This window comes from Streptomyces sp. FH025 (assembly GCF_017427025.1).
Lineage (GTDB): Bacteria > Actinomycetota > Actinomycetes > Streptomycetales > Streptomycetaceae > Kitasatospora.
Window position 1 is genome coordinate 1 of the sequence record NZ_JAFLNG010000096.1, and the last position, 16,739, is coordinate 16,739.

16 protein-coding genes are annotated in these 16,739 nt (G+C 71.8%); 8 read left to right on the forward strand and 8 right to left on the reverse strand.

Annotated elements, in window-relative coordinates; all coding sequences use genetic code 11:
• Window positions 1-424: amidohydrolase family protein (locus J0670_RS10090; protein WP_207811130.1), on the forward strand; the 424-nt coding region annotated here is incomplete at its 5' end.
• Window positions 425-491: 67 nt separating this feature from the next.
• Here J0670_RS10090 and J0670_RS10095 read toward each other — a convergent pair.
• The 5 genes from J0670_RS10095 to J0670_RS10115 form a co-directional block, all read right to left on the reverse strand.
• Window positions 492-2,960, reverse strand: coding sequence for an RICIN domain-containing protein (locus J0670_RS10095; protein ID WP_207811131.1), 2,469 nt, complete (start codon window positions 2,958-2,960; stop codon window positions 492-494).
• An 87-nt stretch (window positions 2,961-3,047) separates the two neighbouring features.
• Complete coding sequence (locus J0670_RS10100; protein WP_207811132.1) at window positions 3,048-4,949, reverse strand: DUF5107 domain-containing protein; 1,902 nt, start codon at window positions 4,947-4,949, stop codon at window positions 3,048-3,050.
• Complete coding sequence (locus J0670_RS39075; protein WP_207811133.1) at window positions 4,946-5,791, reverse strand: carbohydrate ABC transporter permease; 846 nt, start codon at window positions 5,789-5,791, stop codon at window positions 4,946-4,948. The genes J0670_RS10100 and J0670_RS39075 overlap by 4 nt, the downstream gene beginning before the upstream one ends.
• A gap of 48 nt (window positions 5,792-5,839) precedes the next feature.
• Window positions 5,840-6,805 (reverse strand): sugar ABC transporter permease, encoded by a 966-nt coding sequence (locus J0670_RS10110; protein ID WP_307806461.1) that lies wholly within the window; start codon window positions 6,803-6,805, stop codon window positions 5,840-5,842.
• 2 nt (window positions 6,806-6,807) lie between these two features.
• Window positions 6,808-8,106, reverse strand: coding sequence for an ABC transporter substrate-binding protein (locus J0670_RS10115; protein WP_207811134.1), 1,299 nt, complete (start codon window positions 8,104-8,106; stop codon window positions 6,808-6,810).
• 281 nt (window positions 8,107-8,387) lie between these two features.
• On the opposite strand from J0670_RS10115, the gene J0670_RS10120 reads away from it, so the two are divergent.
• Entirely contained in the window at window positions 8,388-9,392 is a 1,005-nt protein-coding gene (locus J0670_RS10120; RefSeq protein WP_207811135.1) for a LacI family DNA-binding transcriptional regulator, read from the forward strand.
• A 355-nt stretch (window positions 9,393-9,747) separates the two neighbouring features.
• On the opposite strand, the gene J0670_RS10125 is transcribed toward J0670_RS10120, so the two are convergent.
• Window positions 9,748-10,593, reverse strand: coding sequence for an oxidoreductase (locus J0670_RS10125; protein WP_207811136.1), 846 nt, complete (start codon window positions 10,591-10,593; stop codon window positions 9,748-9,750).
• Window positions 10,594-10,707: 114 nt separating this feature from the next.
• Here J0670_RS10125 and J0670_RS10130 point away from each other — a divergent pair, with 114 nt between their 5' ends.
• Window positions 10,708-11,661 (forward strand): LysR substrate-binding domain-containing protein, encoded by a 954-nt coding sequence (locus J0670_RS10130; protein WP_207811137.1) that lies wholly within the window; start codon window positions 10,708-10,710, stop codon window positions 11,659-11,661.
• Window positions 11,662-11,719: 58 nt separating this feature from the next.
• Here J0670_RS10130 and J0670_RS10135 read toward each other — a convergent pair whose 3' ends face one another.
• Window positions 11,720-12,730 (reverse strand): hypothetical protein, encoded by a 1,011-nt coding sequence (locus J0670_RS10135; RefSeq protein WP_207811145.1) that lies wholly within the window; start codon window positions 12,728-12,730, stop codon window positions 11,720-11,722.
• 157 nt (window positions 12,731-12,887) lie between these two features.
• Here J0670_RS10135 and J0670_RS10140 point away from each other — a divergent pair, with 157 nt between their 5' ends.
• Window positions 12,888-13,550: a TetR/AcrR family transcriptional regulator gene (locus tag J0670_RS10140; RefSeq protein ID WP_207811138.1), complete on the forward strand. Its 663-nt coding sequence runs from the start codon at window positions 12,888-12,890 to the stop codon at window positions 13,548-13,550.
• A gap of 114 nt (window positions 13,551-13,664) precedes the next feature.
• Here the strand turns inward: J0670_RS10140 and J0670_RS10145 are convergent, their stop codons facing one another.
• A complete protein-coding gene (locus J0670_RS10145; RefSeq protein ID WP_207811139.1) occupies window positions 13,665-14,150 on the reverse strand; it encodes a MarR family winged helix-turn-helix transcriptional regulator in 486 nt (161 codons plus the stop codon).
• Between the two features lie 277 nt (window positions 14,151-14,427).
• Between J0670_RS10145 and J0670_RS10150 the strand changes: the two genes are divergently transcribed.
• The 4 genes from J0670_RS10150 to J0670_RS10165 all read left to right on the forward strand — a co-directional run.
• Complete coding sequence (locus J0670_RS10150; RefSeq protein WP_207811140.1) at window positions 14,428-15,621, forward strand: MFS transporter; 1,194 nt, start codon at window positions 14,428-14,430, stop codon at window positions 15,619-15,621.
• A 52-nt stretch (window positions 15,622-15,673) separates the two neighbouring features.
• On the forward strand, window positions 15,674-16,093 hold the full coding sequence (locus J0670_RS10155; protein ID WP_207811141.1) for a heme-binding protein: 420 nt from the start codon (window positions 15,674-15,676) through the stop codon (window positions 16,091-16,093).
• On the forward strand, window positions 16,090-16,437 hold the full coding sequence (locus J0670_RS10160; protein WP_207811142.1) for a nuclear transport factor 2 family protein: 348 nt from the start codon (window positions 16,090-16,092) through the stop codon (window positions 16,435-16,437). The genes J0670_RS10155 and J0670_RS10160 overlap by 4 nt, the downstream gene beginning before the upstream one ends.
• 11 nt (window positions 16,438-16,448) lie before the next feature.
• A partial coding sequence (locus J0670_RS10165) for an aldo/keto reductase (RefSeq protein ID WP_207811143.1) occupies window positions 16,449-16,739 on the forward strand: 291 nt, incomplete at its 3' end.

Sequence of the window (16,739 nt, forward strand, 5' to 3'; positions counted from 1 at the left end):
CTCCGTCCTCGACCTGGCGTACGGCACCGCCGGCGCCTCCCGGGTCGCCCTGATCACCGACGCCATGGGCGCCGCCGGCATGGGCGACGGCCTCTACCCGCTCGGCCCGCTCCAGGTCGAAGTCAAGGACGGCGTCGCCATGCTCCCCGACGGCAGCTCCATCGCCGGCTCCACGCTGACCCTCGACCGGGTGTTCCGAAGAGCGCTCACGCTGGGCAGGCTGACGCTCGGCCAGGCCGTCGAGTCGCTCTCCGCCACCCCGGCCCGGCTGCTCGGCCTGAGCGACTCCATCGGCTCGCTGGAGACCGGCAAGCTCGCCGACCTCGTCGTAGTCGACTCCGACAGCTACGACCTGGTCGCCGTGATGCGCCGCGGCCGGTGGGTCCTCGGCGCCGAGAGGTTCGCCACCGTGCGACCCGCCTGAGCACAACGGCAACGGCCGCCCTCCCCGGAAGGGGACGGGCGGCCGCGGTGCGTCCGGGGTCAGGTGGTCAGGCGATCGACCACCGCTGGAGCGGAGAGCCGGTGTCCGGCTGCTGGGTCACCAGAGCGCCGTCAGCGGTCGAGGCGGTGGTGAGGAGAAGTCCGCTGCGGGCCGAGGTGACGCTGTACGAGCCGTCGGCGGTCAGCCGGACGTTCCAGTGCTGGTTGGCCCCTCCGCTGCACGGCCACTGGATGACCTGGGCGCCGGCGGCGGTGGAGCCGCCGCTGACGTCGGCGCACATCGAGGAGAGGCCGTTGACCAGTTCGTACGAGCCGTCGGGCTGCTGGCGGAACTGCCAGAGCTGGTTGGCGGCTCCGGATGCGGTCCAGGTGATCAGGCGGTTTCCGGCGGTGGTGCTGTTGTCGGCGTCGTCGAGGGCCTTGCCGCCCGTGGTCAGCGTGTGGGTCCCGCTGAACGCCGGGGTGACGGTCCAGGTGAAGGTGGTCGAGGCGCTCGCGGTGCCGGAGGAGGCGGTGACGGTGGTGCTGGCGACCCCGGCCCCGGTCGGGGTGCCGGAGATCAGGCCCGAGGGGCTGATGGTGAGTCCGGCGGGCAGGCCGGTCGCCGAGAAGGTGAGCGGCCTGCCGGCGTTGTCGGTCGCGCTCAGCTGGACCGAGGCGGCCTTGCCGACGGTGCCGGACTGGTCGCCGGGGGCGGTGAGCACGACCGTCTCCGGGGCCGTGCCGGTCGGGGCGAAGGCGAGGGTCTGTTCGGCCGCCGTGCGCCTGCCGCCGACCGCGCTGCCGCTGGTGTCCGTCCAGGAGCGGGCGGGCGTGGTCTCGGTGAGCCGGCCCGCCGTGCCGGACAGGCCGAGCACCAGGCCGCTGTAGCGGTTCACCAGCTGGAACCGGCCGTTCCCGGCCTTGCTGGGGAGGATGAACCACTGCCGGCCGACGGTGGCGTTCCCGCCGACGGCGGTGGTGGCGGTCAGCCCCGCGCCCCAGGCCCGGCCGGCCGTCGCGGTGGAGTCGACGCCCAGCAGCTGCCCGGTGGCGGCGTTGGCGATCCGGTAGGAGCCGTCGCCGTTGGCCAGGAAGCTCCAGGACTCGCGCGCGGAGCCGGTGGGCCGCGCCGTGGAGGTGGTAGCGGAGCCGCCGGCGGTCTGGGCGAGGACGCGGCCGTTGCCGTTCTGGATCCGGTAGGTCTTCGTCAGGTCCACCGGCGGGGCGGCCGGCGCGGAAGAGTCGATGGTCAGGTCGACGTACTGACCGTCCGAGTCGGCGCAGGCGAAGGAGCAGTACATCCGGAAGGTCTTCCCGACGATCGTCGCGTCGGTCCGGTTGGCGCTGTCCAGGAACCAGCGGTACCAGGAAGCGGTGTGGTAGCCACCGGTGTCGCCGAGCAGGGTCCACTTCTGGGTGGCCAGGTCCTTGGTGGCGTAGATCTGCTGCGGGGCGTTGCCGCTCTGGTCGACGGCCTGGGGGGAGCCGATGTAGAGGCCCAGATACGCGTCGTAGCTGACGTTCATGACGAACAGCGGTGTGCTCGGGGCGAGCGTGCCGGCCGCGATCTGCTGGTTGACGGTGCCGGGGTTGGCGGGGTCGTACTCCTTGGCCGGCGGCAGGTACCCGGTCGGGTTGGCGGAGTCGGCGGGCACCATGTCGCTCTCCAGTCCGCCCGCCCCCGGTTGCGACCAGGCGCCGTCGTACCACTTCTGCCAGCTGCCGGGCGCCATCTTGGCGGAGATCGGGGCCCGCGCGACGTGCTGCTGGAAGGCGCCCCAGGACCCGCCCTTGTCGACGATCCGGGAGCCGTAGAAGACGTAGAAGTAGCCGGAGGCGGTGTCCGTGAACAGCCGCTGGTCGCCGTCGCCGTAGGAGAACGTCTGCTGCGGGAAGGCCGCGGTGTCCCCGCGGGTGGTGCTGTACGGGGAGGTGATGGCGTGGTCCTTGATCGACCAGGTCCTCCCCTGGTCGATGGAGACGGCGTAGTCGATCGCGTCGTAGTGCAGGCCGTCACCGAAGGGCTGGGGGGTGAACTCGTTGTGCACCAGGCCGTACCAGTCCCCGGTGTCCGGGTCGACCCAGACTCCGGACAGGTCGCAGAAGTTCCGCTGGGAGTAGCCGGAGCCCTGCGGCGCGTTGGTGGACTCCAGGCCCGTGGGGCTGTTGTTGCACCGCCAGGTGGTGTCGTCGTTGCGGTCGTTCGGGTTGGCGGGGTTGACGGCGCCGCTGATCGGGTCCGACCGGGTGGCGTGGTCGAAGTCGGTTCCGGTGTAGAAGCCCCACTGCCGGGAGTCCTTCGCTCCGTACAGCGAGTGTGGCTGCTGGAAGTAGAAGGTGCCGTCCTTGTCGGTGTAGACGCTGGCCGGGGTGTCGTCGGGGTAGGCGTACGAGCCGGTCCCGCCGATCGAGACGGTGTACGTGGCGTCGGCGTGCTTGGCCGCCGCCGGGGTGGCGGCCAGCGTGCCGGTGCCGAGGACGGCCAGCGCGGCGGCGGTGAGGCCGCTGATCCATCTGGTGCGTAGAGGTGACACGGGTACTCCTCTTCCGTGACGGGGCGCACCGTTGCGCCCCTGGTGTGTGTGGGCGGAGCGGGAGCGCGGTCGGTGGGAGGCGGCGGCTCAGCCGGCCGCCATCCGGAAGTCGTACTGCGGCGGTACGGGCGTGCCGGGGTGGACGGCGAGCCAGAGGGTGTCCAGGGAGAGTTCGCCCTCGCGCATGGTGTCGACCTGGATGCCCTCCGCCAGCAGGCTCCGGACCCGGTCGTCGTCGCCGGCGGCGTGCGCCGCCTCCGCCTCGGCCAGCCGGATCCTGCCGTGTGCCCGGTCGGCCGCGGACAGTTGGCCGATCAGTGCGAGCGCCTGGTCGGATCGCTCGGCCCGCCGCAGCGCCTCCAGTGTTTCGATCGTCAACTCCAGGAGTTCCGGCCGGAGTTGGTGGGCATCGGCCATGAGGCCGGCGGCCCGCTGCCGGTCCGGGGTCAGGAAGGCAAGCGCCCGCAGCGCCCAGGGCGAGGGCTGCGCGGCGATCGAGCGCTCGAAGGCTTCGCGGGCAGCCTCCCGTTCCCCGGCCGCCAGCCGCAGCAGCCCGAGCTGGTAGAGCGCGTGCCAGTCCGCGGCGCCGCTCTCCAGCAGGACCCGCCAGTGCGCTCCCGTGACCGGTTCGGCAGGCGGGTCGCAGACCGGCAGTGCGCCGGTCCTGAGGAGTTGCCGCCAGGGCTCCTGGGCGGCGCTGGGCTCACCGAAGGGCAGCAGCGGGGAGGCCGCCAGGGCACCGGCCTCGATCTCCAGCGCGGCCCAGCCGCCACCCACGGCCAGCACCTCCTCGGGCTCGCCGAACTCGTCCGCCAGCGTGTCGGCCAGTTCCAGCTCCAGCGGCGGGAGCAGCTGGTCCAGCGCGCCGGCGGCGGCCGACCGGGCGGATCGCCAACTCCCCTGCACGGCCGTGGGATCGGCCTGCATCAGCCCGTACGCCTCAGTCCAGGACCAGGTGGCACCGCCGGGCATCGGCAGGTGCTCCAGCTGGGTGCGGGCCAGACCGGCCTGGATCTCCAGGTAGGCGGAGTCCGGGCCTGAGAGCCACTCCTGCCAGTGCTTCCCGCCGGTGCCGGTGCCCCAGCAGAACAGCTTGCGGCCACGCAGTCGCGCGGTGGAGGTCTGGACGAGTCCGGTACCCGTCTCGTCCAGCGCGGCGATCCAGGGGCGTTCGCCGCCGGGGATGTCGAGGAAGTAGTCGGCGGCGCGCGCCACTCGGCCGGGGTAGCTGCGGTCGGCGCCGTCGACCTGCGGGAAGGGCACCCGCCGCAGGTCGCTGACGTAGTCGCAGTGGAAGGCGTGGTCGGCCGGGCCGAGGACGCGCACGCCCTGGTCCTCGGGCACGGCGATGTTGGACCACCAGTAGACCGGCGTCTCGGTCGGCGCGGGGTTGTGCACGGCGATGTGGACGTACAGCACCGGGGAGCCGGCGGGCAGCCAGGTGTCCATCCGCAGGACCAGGCGCCGCAGCCGTTCGAAGGCGTACATCCGCAGCGCGGGGGTGCCGTCCGGCGCGGTGACCCGGGCGGCGTGCAGCGGCTCGCAGGTCAGCGGCCAGTGCCCGGTGGCGCCGAGGTTCCACTCCACCCCGCCGGCCAGCCAGGCGTCGCGCAGGGCGAGGTTGGCGGGCTGGAGGATCCGGTTGCGGTGCAGCAGCTCCCGCCCGCTGGGGCGGTGGACCAGGGACCAGAGCCGCCCGCCGAGGGAGGGCAGGAAGGTCGCGGTCAGGGTCTCGTTCTCCAGCACCACGCAGGCGAGGTCACGCTCGGCGCGGACGCGGTCGTACCCGCCCTGCCGGGTGTACGGCAGCAGGGTGTCGGGCACCCCGTAGGCCAGGTTGCGGCGCATCTCGTCGTCGACCCCCGCGCCCGCGCCGGTCTGCCGGGGCAGACCGTGCAGGATCGGCAGGGTGCCGCCGACCGGATCGGGGGTGCCGTCGATGCGGAGGACGTCGGTGCGCAGTGTCGAGGTCGCGCGGGAAGGTGTCACTTTCCGATTCCAACCGTCATGCCCTGGACGATCCGCGAGCCCATCCAGGAGAAGAGCGCGATCATCGGGGCGAGGATGATGCAGACTCCGGCGAACATCGTGCCGTAGTCCAGGCCGTTGAACTGCTGTGCCGCGACGAAGGAGGAGAGCGCCACCGGGAGGGTGATCCTTCCCTGGCTGTTCGTCAGCACGAGGGCGAACAGGGTCTCGTTCCAGGCGGTGATGAACTGCAGGAGGAAGGCGGTGATCAGCCCGCCCCGGGCGACCGGGAGCACCACCTGGAGGAAGGTTCGCAGCGGGCCGGCGCCGTCCAGGACGGCCGCCTCCTCCAGCACGCCGGGGATGCCGCTGAAGAATCCGGTCAGCAGGAAGACTGTGAAGGGCATGGCCAGGCCGACGTAGACGAGCCCGAGGCCGAGGTCGCTGTCGGTCAGGTTCACCCGGGACAGGCCCACGAACAGCGGCACGACCAGGACCTGGCCGGGCACGCCGAGGCCCATGGCGAAGGTCATCGTCAGCGCCGAGGAGGTCCGTGAGCGGCGCCGGGCGAGGGCGTAGGCGCAGGGGGCCGCGAGGGTGACGGCGACCGCGGAGGAGAGGCCGGCGGTGAGCAGGCTGTTGAGGGCCGCCTGCGCGAAGCCGCCCTCGTCGAGCGCGGTGGTGTAGTTGTCGGTCCTGGGGCTGGTCGGCAGGCCGAAGGCGTGCTGCAGGATGTCGGGGCCGCCGCGCAGCGAGGTCAGCAGGATCCACAGGGCCAGCAGCAGGTCGGCGGCGACGACGATCCAGACGGCGGCCGTGCCGATTCTGGTCGCGAGTCCGGCGGATCGGTTTCTGCGTCGCACGGGTGGTGGCCTTTCCGGTTGCGGTGTGGGGGGCCGGGACGCGGCGGGTCAGTACTCGATCGGGTCGCGGCGCAGCAGGCGGCGCAGCACGACGGTGATCAGGGTGACCATGACCAGGCTGACCATCGCGGCGGCGGTGGCCATGCCCAGCCGGGGGACGGTGCCCTGCGGGAAGGCCTCGGCGTACACGTACACGGCGGTGTTCCAACTGCTCACCGGTGGATAGGCGTTGGTGCTGCCGCCGTAGAGCAGGATCAGTTCGAAGATCTTCACCGAGCTGACGGTCCACAGCACCGCGCAGACCGCGATGACGTCCCAGGCGCAGGGCAGGGTGATGTGCCGGAAGCGTTGGAAGGGGCCGGCGCCATCGAGTTCGGCCGCCTCGTAGAGGTAGTCGGGGATCTGGTCGACCGCCGCCATGATGATGGAGGTGTAGTAGCCGGTCGCCGTCCAGACCAGGGTGCCCAGGACCATCGGGAGCAGGTTGTCCGTCGACAGCCACTTGGGCGGCGTGGCCACCCCGAACAGCTTCAGTGCCTGGTTGACCGGGCCGGTGGGCGAGAACAGGAAGCCGGCGGCGATGCCGAAGACCATGCCGTTGACCAGCGAGGGGAAGAACAGCACCGAGCGGGCGAAGAGCCTGGCCCGCATCTCGCGCAGCACCAGGGTCAGCGCGAAGCTGAGCACGAAGGTGATGGTGCCGCCGATGACCATCAGTTCCAGTGTGTTGAACAGGGAGGTGCGGAACCTCGGGTCGCGGAACAGCAGGGTGTAGTTCTGGAGGCCCCGCCAGTCCATGGCGCCCATGCCGCCCCACTTGTACAGGCTGGTCCACAGGGCGTAGCCGACCGGGGCGATGAACAGCGCCGCGTACACGATCAGCGCGGGTGCGGTGAAGGGCCAGAACATCCGGCGGCGTTGGCGCTCCAGCGGGCCGGCCCCGGTACGGGCGGCGCGCTCGGAGCGGCCCCGGGCGGCGTTCGTCCGGCGCGGGTTGTCGATCGTCGTCGCCACCGTCAGCCCTGGGTCTGCCAGTAGGAGACCTGGTCGGCCTTGCACTTGGCGACGAACTGGGCGGCCGTGGTCTTCCCGTGCCAGAGGTCCAGGTAGTTCTCGTTCAGGACCTTGGGCAGCCAGCTGCCGCCCGCGCCGTCGAAGCCGAGCCGGACCGTCGGGGCGTCGAGGGCCTTCTGGACGTCGGCCAGTTCGGCGGGGGCCGGGATGTCGCTGCGCGGGGTGATGTTGAGCGCGGTGGTGGAGATCCCGGACAGGTGCTTCTTCTGCAGGAAGAAGGCGATGAACTTCTGTGCGGCGGGGGCGTTCTTGGCGCGCTTGGGGATCGCGAAGCCGACCAGGCCCGCGTCCGGGGTCTTCGCGGTGGGCGGCAGGATCGCGGCCGTCTTCCAGCCGGCCGGGACCTGCTTGGCGACCTCGGAGGTGACGTAGTTGCCGTCCATGTAGAAGGCGGCCTTGCCGGCCGTCCAGTTGGTCTCCTGGGTGGGGTACTTGGTGGCGTCGTAGCCCGGGATCAGGTGGCCGCCCTTGACCAGTTGTTCCACCTGCTGCGCCGCGCTGAGGACCGCCGGATCGTCCCAGGTGGCGCCGGACTTGTCGGCGGAGAGCCGGGCGACGTTCACTCCGGCGCCGTTGAGCAGGTAGTCGAAGTACAGCTCGTTGCTCCAGGGGTCCTCGCCCTCGGAGGCGATGCACGCCTTTCCGGCCGCCTTCAGCGCGTCGCATACCTTGAGCAGTCCGGCCCAGTCGGTGGGCGGGCTCGGCATGGCCGAGGCGATCACGGGGTCGGCCGCGTTGTAGAACATCGCGTTGGTGACGACCTCGTACGGGATCACGTAGTGGTTCGACCCGGACGGGTCCTTCGGCAGCATGTCGAAGTACTTGGCCGGGATGACCTGGGAGACCGGGACGTTCTCCTCCGGCACCTGCGACTGCAGCACCGGCGAGAGGTCCAGGGCTTGTCCGGCGGAGGCGGTGGTGCCGTAGACCTTGTCGTCGGACTCGTCCCACAGGTCCGGGGCCTGGTTGGCGGCGATCGCCGGGCCGATCTTCTTGGCGATGTCCCGGCCGGCCCAGGTGATGTTCACCTTGGCGCCGGTGGCGGCGGCGAAGTCGTCGATCGCGGCCTTCAGCACCTTGGCCTGCGGCTCGTCCGAGCGCCACATCGACCAGTAGGTGAAGCCACCGCCGGACTTCGCGCCGTCCCCCGAGCCGCTGCCGCAGGCGCTCGCCCCGAACGCGAGCGCGACGGCGGCGGCCGTGCCGAGGACGCGGCGTGCGGACATGGTCGTTCTACCCATGGATGGTTCCTCTCGGAGGCGCGAGAAGCCGCGCGGACGTGTCGTCGGCAGTGGCCCGGAGACGGGGGCGTCGCTGGATGGCTGGGACGATACGGGCGGGTTGACCGGTAAATCAAGGGTCCCTGCAAAAACCTCCGCCGACTCGGTGCGCCGCGACGGCGCCCAGGCGATGAATCCTCAAGTCAAGCGCAGGGAAAGCGTTTAGATCGCTCTTGACGGCCGCTCACCTGTGCCCTACGTTTCACCGAAACGTGTTGACCGGTAAATCGAAGGATCCAGTCATGGTGACGATGCAGGACGTGGCCGAGCGTGCCGGGGTCACGAAGCAGACCGTCTCCAACGTCATCCGGGGCCGCGGGGCCGTCAGCCCGGCGACCGCGGCTCGGGTTCGCGCCGCGGTCGAGGAGCTGGGCTACACCCCCAACCTGGTCGCGCGTTCCCTGGCGACCGGCGCCACCAGGACGGTGGGCCTGTTCGTCCCCACCGTGACGGGCTCCTTCTACGCCGACATCGTCGAGGAGGTCGAGGACGTCCTCGACGCGAACGGCTACCACCTGCTGCTCTGCACCACCCGGCTCGACGGCGAGCGCGCCAAGCGGCACCTGGCCGGGCTGACCAGCCGCTCGGTGGACGCCCTGCTGATCGCGGGTGACCGGGACCTGATCGACCATCTGCCGCTGCTGGCCGAGGCCTCCTTCCCGGTCGCCCTGTGCGCCTGGGAGACCGACGCCCCCGACCGCTTCCCGGTGGTCACCATCGACTACGAGCGGGCCGGCTACCTGGCCGGGCGCCACCTGCGCGAACTCGGGCACGAACGCGTCGCCGTGCTCGCTAGCCCCGACCACGCCCCGCGGGTGGCCGGCTTCCGGCGCGCCTTCACCGCCGACGGCCTGACCGTCCCCGACGCCGCCGTCCACCTGGCGCCCGCACCCACCCCAGCGGGCGGCTTCACGGCCGCCACCGCGGCACTGGCCGCGGATCCCGGCACCACCGCGCTCTTCGCCACCCACGACGTCCTCGCCCTCGGAGCCCTGGAGGCCGCCCGGGCCGCAGGCCGTTCCGTCCCACACGACCTGTCGATCGTCGGGCACGACGACAACCCGGAAGCCGGCGTGGCCCGACCGGCGCTCACCAGCGTGGCCATCCCCAAACGGGAGATGGCCCGGGAGGCGATCGAGCTGCTGCTGCGCGCCCTCACCCGGTCGGGCGCCCCGGCCAACTCGATCCAGTTGCTGCGCCCCGAGCTGATCGTCCGTGACAGCACCGGCCCGGCCGGTGGCCGTTGACCCCCCGCCCGGGGCTCCGGCCCTCCGAATGGAAGCCACCCTTGTCGTCGACTTCCACCCCGGCCCCGAACGGCTCCGGTACCGCCGACCAGCCGGCTCGTTCCTGGAAACCCTTCCGCTGGGCGACTGGCCCCTCGGGGGCTGTTCCACGGCGGGGTCGGTCGGTCCGGCACGGCCGAGACCGTGCACCTCGCGCCGCACCCGGATGGTCTTGCCGCGATCGCGGTAGCAGGTTCCCCACAGGTCGGCGGGGCGCGGTCGCCTCCTGACCGGGACTCCACGGGCCATCAGTCGCCGCAGCTCCGCCTCGGTGCCGCTGCGGCGACTGATGGTCAAGCCGGACCGACCACGACCATCACTGCGCGTCGAAGTCCGTCCCCCGGGAGGTCTTCTCCCACGCGGCGATCTCGGCCCGCACCGAGTCGAGGTGCCCGACGAGGACGTCCACCGCGTCGCCGCCGAGGGCGAGCCTCAGCGGGGTGTTCTCGGCCTCCAGGGCCTGCCGGATCGCCGCGGCGGCCTTCGCCGGGTCCCCGGGCTGGTTGCCGTCGCCGCCCTGCACCAGCTTCCTGGTGGCGCCGACCTTCTCCGCGTACACCGGGTTCTCCTCGGAGAAGTAGGCCGCGCCCCTGCCGAACAGGTTGGTGCGGAACGCGCCGGGCTCCACGATCAGCACCTTGATGCCGAACTGCGCCACCTCGTCGGCCAGGCCCTCCGACAGCTGTTCCAACGCCGCCTTGGTCGCGCTGTACGCGGAGAAGCCGGCGAAGGACAGCTGGCCGCCGATGCTGCTGAGGTTCACGATCGAGCCGCTGCCCCGCTCCCGCATCTGCGGCAGCAGTGCCCTGGTCAGCCGAGCAGGGCCGAACACGTGCAGCTCGAACAGGTCGCGCAGCTCCGCGTCGGTGGTCTCCTCGAACGCCCCGACCTGCGTGCGCCCGGCGTTGTTCACCAGCACGTCCACCCGGCCGTAGCGTGCCAGCACGTCGGCGGCCACCGCGTCGATCCGCGCGCCGTCGGTGACGTCCAGGGCGATCGCCTCCACCCGGTCGGGGTGCCCGGCGACCAGGTCGGCCAGCGCCTCGGTCCGTCGGGCCGTGCCGATCACCGTGTCACCGGCGGCGATCGCCGCCTCGGCGATGGCCCGCCCGAAGCCGCTGCTCGCGCCCGTGACCAGCCAGACCTTGCCGCCCTCGGTCATCTCTTCGTCTCCCTCGTCCTCGTCAACTGCCCTTCGGGGCCTCCCCGTCGACGGCTCCCATCATTCGCCGGGATCCGGAACCACGTCCAAGACCTGTTGTGATAACCATGAGTTATGGACGTCCATGGGCGCGATCTGCGCTACTTCGCCGCGATCGCCGAGGAGTTGAACTTCACGCGGGCCGCCGAGCGGCTGTTCGTCTCCCAACCCGCGCTCAGCAAACAGATGCGGATGCTGGAGAAGCAGGTCGGCGCGCCTCTGTTCCACCGGGACCGGCGGGCGGTGCGGCTGACCGCGGTCGGGGAAGCCCTGCTCCCGCACGCCCGCGGGATGCTGACCGCCTGGGAGGCCGCCGAGGCGGCGATGGAGGAGGCCCGCGCCGCCGAGCGGAACACCCTGGTCATCGGCATGTCCACCAGCCCGGGCCGCGGGCTGCTGCCCGCGCTGCGAACCCGGCTGGTCTCCCGGCACCCGGACGCACGGCCCGTTCTGCGGCAGGTCAACTGGGCCGATCCCAGCGCCGGGCTGGCGGACGGAGCCAGCGATGTCGCCTTCGTCTGGCTGCCGCTCCCGGACGGCGACCACTACCGGTACGTGGTGGTGGCCCGGGAGCCGCGCCTGGTGGCACTGCCGCACGGCCACCCCCTGGCGGCGAGGGCCACGGCCGACCGGGAGGGCGCCGTCGACTTCGCCGACCTCCTGGACGAGCCGTTCCTCGCCCTCCCCCCGGAGGCCGGTCCGATGCGGGACTACTGGCTGGCCCTGGACGCCCGGGGCGGCCGCGCACCGCGGATCGGCGGCGTGGTGGCCAGCGCCGAGGAGACCCACGAAGCGGTCGCCAACGGCCAGGGCGTGGCGCTGCTGGCCGCCGGCAACGCCCCGCTGATCGTCCGGGACGAGGTGATCGCCGTACTGGTCCGGGGCGTCTCCCCGTCCCATCTGGCCGTGGCCGCCCGCCGGGGCGACGAGCGGCCCCTGGTGCTGGCCTACATGGCCGCGGCGGAGAAGGTGGGAGCCGGCAGCGCCTCACCCGCCCCGGATCGCGCGACATCCCGCGCCTTCTCCTGAGCCCCGCGCGGCTCGGGGTCCGCAGCGCGGCGCGGACCCCGGGCTGTGCACGGGCCCATCACCTTCGATACCGCTGCGCCACTGCCGCGAAGGCGGCCTTGGGTTCCCATTCCATGTCGGGGTAGGTCTGCCCCCGGCGCCCTTCGAGGAGTTTGACGATGCCCAGGCCGGCCCGGTCCAGGTCGTCCCGAGGGTCGCCGTCGGGGCGGTGCGGGTAGCCGGGCAGGGCGAACAGGAAGACGAACGCGCTGTCCACGCCCTCGGTCTCGAAGATCTCCAGCAGTTCGCTCAGGTACGCGGCCTGGCCGGCCTCGTCACGCTCGTACATGCCGTTCAGCCGTGCGGGGGCCCTGGTCTCCGGGTCGTACTCGACCACTTCCAGCACCCGCCCGCCGCGGTCTCCCGCGCCGCGGTAGGCCGCGGTGCCGAACCCGGTGATGGCGAGCGGCTTCGGGCCCCGGGCCAGGGTGCGTACCGCTTCCCGGAACCGGTCGGCGACCTCGGCGGAGCGGATCAGCTCGAACGTCGTGATGTCGAAGGGAGTCCAGTCGACCTGCTCGAACTGGATGGACGCGTAGGTCAGTTCACCCCGGAAGCGCTCGCGGACCGTGGCCGCGGCGTCGCGGAGGAACGCGTTGACGCGCACACCGAGCTCGCGCATCGCGTCGGCCCGCCGTTCGGGTCGGCTCATCAGCTGCTCGACCCGCTCCTCGGGGCTCCCACCGGGCAGGAACCCGCGGTTCATCACGCTCAGCTCGACCCCTGCGACGAACACGACCGTGGCCCCCTGCCGCCGGAGCCGTTCGGCCCGCTCGGCGCAGTCGCGGAAGAGCGTGAGGATCTGCTCCGGTTCCAGCTCCAGCGGATAGGGCGAGAACCAGATCTCCAGGCCGAGCTCCGCGGCGGCACCGGCGGCCAGCTCCAGGCGGTCCGGGTCGCCGCCGATGATCTGGACCGCGTTGCAGTGCAGGTCGTCGCGGATGATGCCGAGCTCGCGCCGGACCACCGCGGGGTCGAAGTGCTCGCGGGACGTCTGGCCGCGCACGACGAATCCGGTGTCGTAGGTCATTCCTCTTGCTCGCATGACGCCGTCCTTCCTATCGGTCTTGCCCATCGATCTCGCCCTATCGGTCTCGGCCTATCGGTCTCGGCCGGATCGAGGCTGACAGGAAAAGTGCGCGCACGCAAGCTTGCGTGCGCGCAGCTCTGTGTGGAACGCTGACACCGTGACGACACCGACACCACCACCAGGGCTGCGGGAGCGGAAGAAGCAGGCCACGCGCGAGGCACTGCGCGAGGCGGCCCTGCGCCTTGCCCTGGAACGCGGACCGGACCGGGTGCGGGTCGACGACATCGCCGAGGCGGCCGGGGTCTCACCGCGCACCTACAACAACTACTTCGCCAGCCGCGAGCAGGCGATCGTCGCCGCCGTCACCGCGGACCGGGAGACGCGGATCGCGTCCGCGGTCGCGGCCCGGCCCGCAGGAGCGCGCCTGGCCGACGCCGTCACCGAAGCCGTGGTCGAGCAGTACACGAAGACCGGCGAGCACGAACACCGGGCGCTGCTGCTGATCACCACCCGGACGGCGCTGCGCGACGCGTTCCTCGACGCCACCGCCGGCATCGAGCCCCCTCTCGCGGCGGTGATCGCCGAACGCCTGGGTGACGCCGGACCGCACACGGCCCGTGTTCTCGCGGCAAGCGTGGCCGCGGCGGTTCGCATCGCGCTGGAAGACTGGCTCCGGCCGGCCGGTAACGCGGAGGCCGCCGGGAGTTTGGCCGCCGGAGGGCTGGTCGCGCCCTCCGGCTCACTGCCCGACCAGCTCCGCTCGGCACTGGCCCCGCTCTCACCCGCGTTCGACGCCGCCGAGCGACGCAGCCCGCACTGAAGCCGGCCCGACCGAATGGAGCAGACGAGTTGCTCCAGAGGACGGGATTGCTCGCATAGATGCCAGCACGAAGCCCCGGGACCGCCTTGGCGAGGTCCCGGGGCTTCGTCGTGCTCAGCGCGTGGCAGCGGGCTCCGGGAGCCGTCGCGGCATGTTCATCTCCTCGACGGTGGCGACCAGCGGGGCCAGCTCGGGGTTCTTGGCGGCCTCGTCCAACGCCTCCCGGAGGGCGGTCTCGTTGGTCGGCCTGGCCGCTTCCAGGAGCTCCAGGCCGGGCCCGGTCACGTCGGTGTAGATGCCGCGGCGGTCGGTCGCGCAGAGGTAGCGCGAGAGCAGGCCGCGGTCCTCCAGCCGGGTGACGAGACGGGTGGTGGCGCTCTGGCTGAGGACGACCGCGTCGGCGACCTGCTTCATCTGCAGGTGCCCGCCCTGGCCGTCGTGCTGGCGGCTGAGCACGTCGAGCAGCGAGTACTCGCGCACGCTCAGGTCGTGCTCGGCCTGGAGGGCGCGCTCGATGTGCGCCTCGATCCGGCCGGCCAGGAGGTAGAGGGCGGCCCAGCCGTTGGCGAGGGCGGTCAGCGCGGGGTCCGTGGCGGTCATGGGCGCGGCTCTCCTTCCAGGTACGTGCTCTCCAGGATAAACCCTTGCACACAATATCGGCCAGCGCATGTATCACGCTCATGCAAGTATTACCCTCCATGGCCCCGGATGCGCGATCCACCACCGCCCGGAGCTCGAGCCCCACCCCCGTTCACATTCCGCCGCCATCACCCACCATCAGCGATGAGCGAATATCCGCACTTGCACTTAGCCCGCGCATGCAACTATTGTTGGGGCACGTAAGGCGCAACAGCAATCGTATGGAGGGCAGCACACCATGCCTCTCGCGCTCCTAGCCCTGGCCATCGGGGCCTTCGGGATCGGTACGACCGAGTTCGTGGTCATGGGCCTGCTGCCCGAGATCGCCGGCGACTACGGGGTGTCCATCCCCTCCGCCGGACTCCTGGTCACCGGTTACGCGATCGGCGTCGTCATCGGCGCCCCGCTGATGACGGTGCTCGGCACCCGGATCAGCCGCAAGACGATGCTCATGATCCTCATGGGCCTGTTCGTGGCGGGGAACCTGCTCTCCGCCGTGGCACCGACCATGGGCGTGATGCTCGCCGGCCGCATCGTGGCCTCCCTCGCCCACGGCGCGTTCTTCGGCATCGGCTCGGTGGTCGCCGCCGACCTCGTGGCCCCCGACAAGAAGGCCGGCGCCATCGCCACGATGTTCACCGGCCTCACCATCGCCAACATCGTCGGCGTTCCGCTGGGCACCTTCATCGGCCAGGCCGTCGGCTGGCGCGTCACCTTCGCCGTCGTCGCCGCGCTCGGCGTGGTCGGACTGCTCGGCATCGCCAAGCTCGTCCCCGCCCTGCCCCGCCCCGAGGGCGCCCACCTGCGCCGTGAGCTCACGGCGTTCCGCAACCCCCAGGTCCTGCTCGCCATGGCGATGACCGTCCTCGGCTTCGGCGGTGTCTTCGCGGCGATCACCTACATCGCCCCGATGATGACCCATGTCGCCGGGTACTCCGACGGCGCCGTCACCTGGCTGCTGGTCCTGTTCGGCGTCGGGATGTTCCTCGGCAACCTGCTCGGCGGCAAGTTCGCCGACCGCAAGCTGATGCCGATGCTCTACGCCTCCCTCGGCGGACTCGCCGTCGTCCTGGCCCTGTTCACCCTCACCGCGCACAACAAGATCCTCGCCGCGGTCTCGATCCTGCTCGTCGGGGCACTCGGCTTCGCCACCGTCCCGCCGCTGCAGAAGCGGGTCCTCGACCAGGCGCACGGCGCGCCCACCCTGGCCTCCGCCGTCAACATCGGCGCCTTCAACCTCGGCAACGCCCTCGCCGCCTGGCTCGGCGGCCTGGTCATCACCGCCGGCCTCGGCTACACCGCCCCGAACTGGGTCGGCGCGCTGCTCGCCGGGGCCGCCCTCCTGCTGGCCGTCTGGTCCGCCGTCCTGGAGCGCCGCGCCCCCGTACGGGCGAGCGCGGTCACCGCCGCTCCCGTCCCCGTCCACCACTGACAGTCCCTCTCCCCGTTCCCCCCTCCCCGTTCCTTCCAGGAGAAGCGCCACCATGAGCACCACCCTCACCCCGCTGACCACCGCCGACGCCGAGACCCTCGTCGCAGCCGCCCGCCGCGCCGCCCACGCGGCCGGGGTCGCGGTCAGCGTCACCGTCCTGGACGCGGGCGGCCACCCGCTCGCCTTCCTCCGCGACGACAGCGCCGTGCTGATCTCCGGGGAGACCAGCACCCGCAAGGCGTACACCGCCCTCCAGCTGGGCGCCCCCACCGCCGACCTGGTCGACCTCGTCAAGCCGGACGGACCGTTCCACACCCTGCCCACCGCGCTCGACCGGCCGCTCCTCTTCATCGCCGGCGGCGTCCCGATCCACCGCGACGGCAAGCTCGTCGGCGCCATCGGCCTCGGCGGCGGCGCCCCCGAGCAGGACCACTCCTTCGCCACCGCCGCGCTGACGGAACTCGCCCGGTGACCCGCACCCCGCAGGAGGTCTTCGCCGACCACGGGCAGCGCCTGGGCACCGGGGACCTCGACCACATCGCCGGGAACTACACCGAGGACACCGTCCTCATCACCCCCGAGGGCGCGTTCCGCGGCCACGACGGGGTCCGGCGGGTCATCGGCCGCCTCCTGGCCGATCTCCCGGGCGCCGACTGGCACCTGGACCCACAGTTCGCGGACGGGGTGCTGTTCCTCCAGTGGACCGCCGTCACCGCCACTCACCAGGTCACCGACGGCACCGACACCTTCGTCTTCCGCGACGGACTCATCAGCGCCCAGACCGTCCGCTACACCCTCACTGACCGCCCTCTCTGAAAGTGCGCACCATGAACAACCCCAGCATCCCCACCGTGAAGCTCAACAACGGCGTCGAGATCCCCCAGCTCGGCTTCGGCGTCTTCCAGGTCCCCGACGACGAGACCACCGCCGCCGTCTCCTCCGCGCTGGAGGCCGGCTACCGCAGCATCGACACCGCCGCGATCTACGGCAACGAGACCGGCGTCGGCCGCGCCCTGGCCGCCTCCGGCCTGCCGCGCGAGGACCTGTTCATCACCACCAAGCTGTGGAACGCCGACCAGGGCTACGACGCCACCCTGCGCGCCTTCGACGCCAGCCTC

Coding starts and splice junctions, on each gene's coding strand:
- J0670_RS10115 (WP_207811134.1), bottom strand. CDS start 8,106: ATGGGTAGAACGACCATGTCCGCACGCCGCGTCCTCGGCACGGCCGCC.
- J0670_RS10120 (WP_207811135.1), top strand. CDS start 8,388: ATGGTGACGATGCAGGACGTGGCCGAGCGTGCCGGGGTCACGAAGCAG.
- J0670_RS10125 (WP_207811136.1), bottom strand. CDS start 10,593: ATGACCGAGGGCGGCAAGGTCTGGCTGGTCACGGGCGCGAGCAGCGGC.
- J0670_RS10130 (WP_207811137.1), top strand. CDS start 10,708: ATGGACGTCCATGGGCGCGATCTGCGCTACTTCGCCGCGATCGCCGAG.
- J0670_RS10135 (WP_207811145.1), bottom strand. CDS start 12,730: ATGACCTACGACACCGGATTCGTCGTGCGCGGCCAGACGTCCCGCGAG.
- J0670_RS10145 (WP_207811139.1), bottom strand. CDS start 14,150: ATGACCGCCACGGACCCCGCGCTGACCGCCCTCGCCAACGGCTGGGCC.
- J0670_RS10150 (WP_207811140.1), top strand. CDS start 14,428: ATGCCTCTCGCGCTCCTAGCCCTGGCCATCGGGGCCTTCGGGATCGGT.
- J0670_RS10155 (WP_207811141.1), top strand. CDS start 15,674: ATGAGCACCACCCTCACCCCGCTGACCACCGCCGACGCCGAGACCCTC.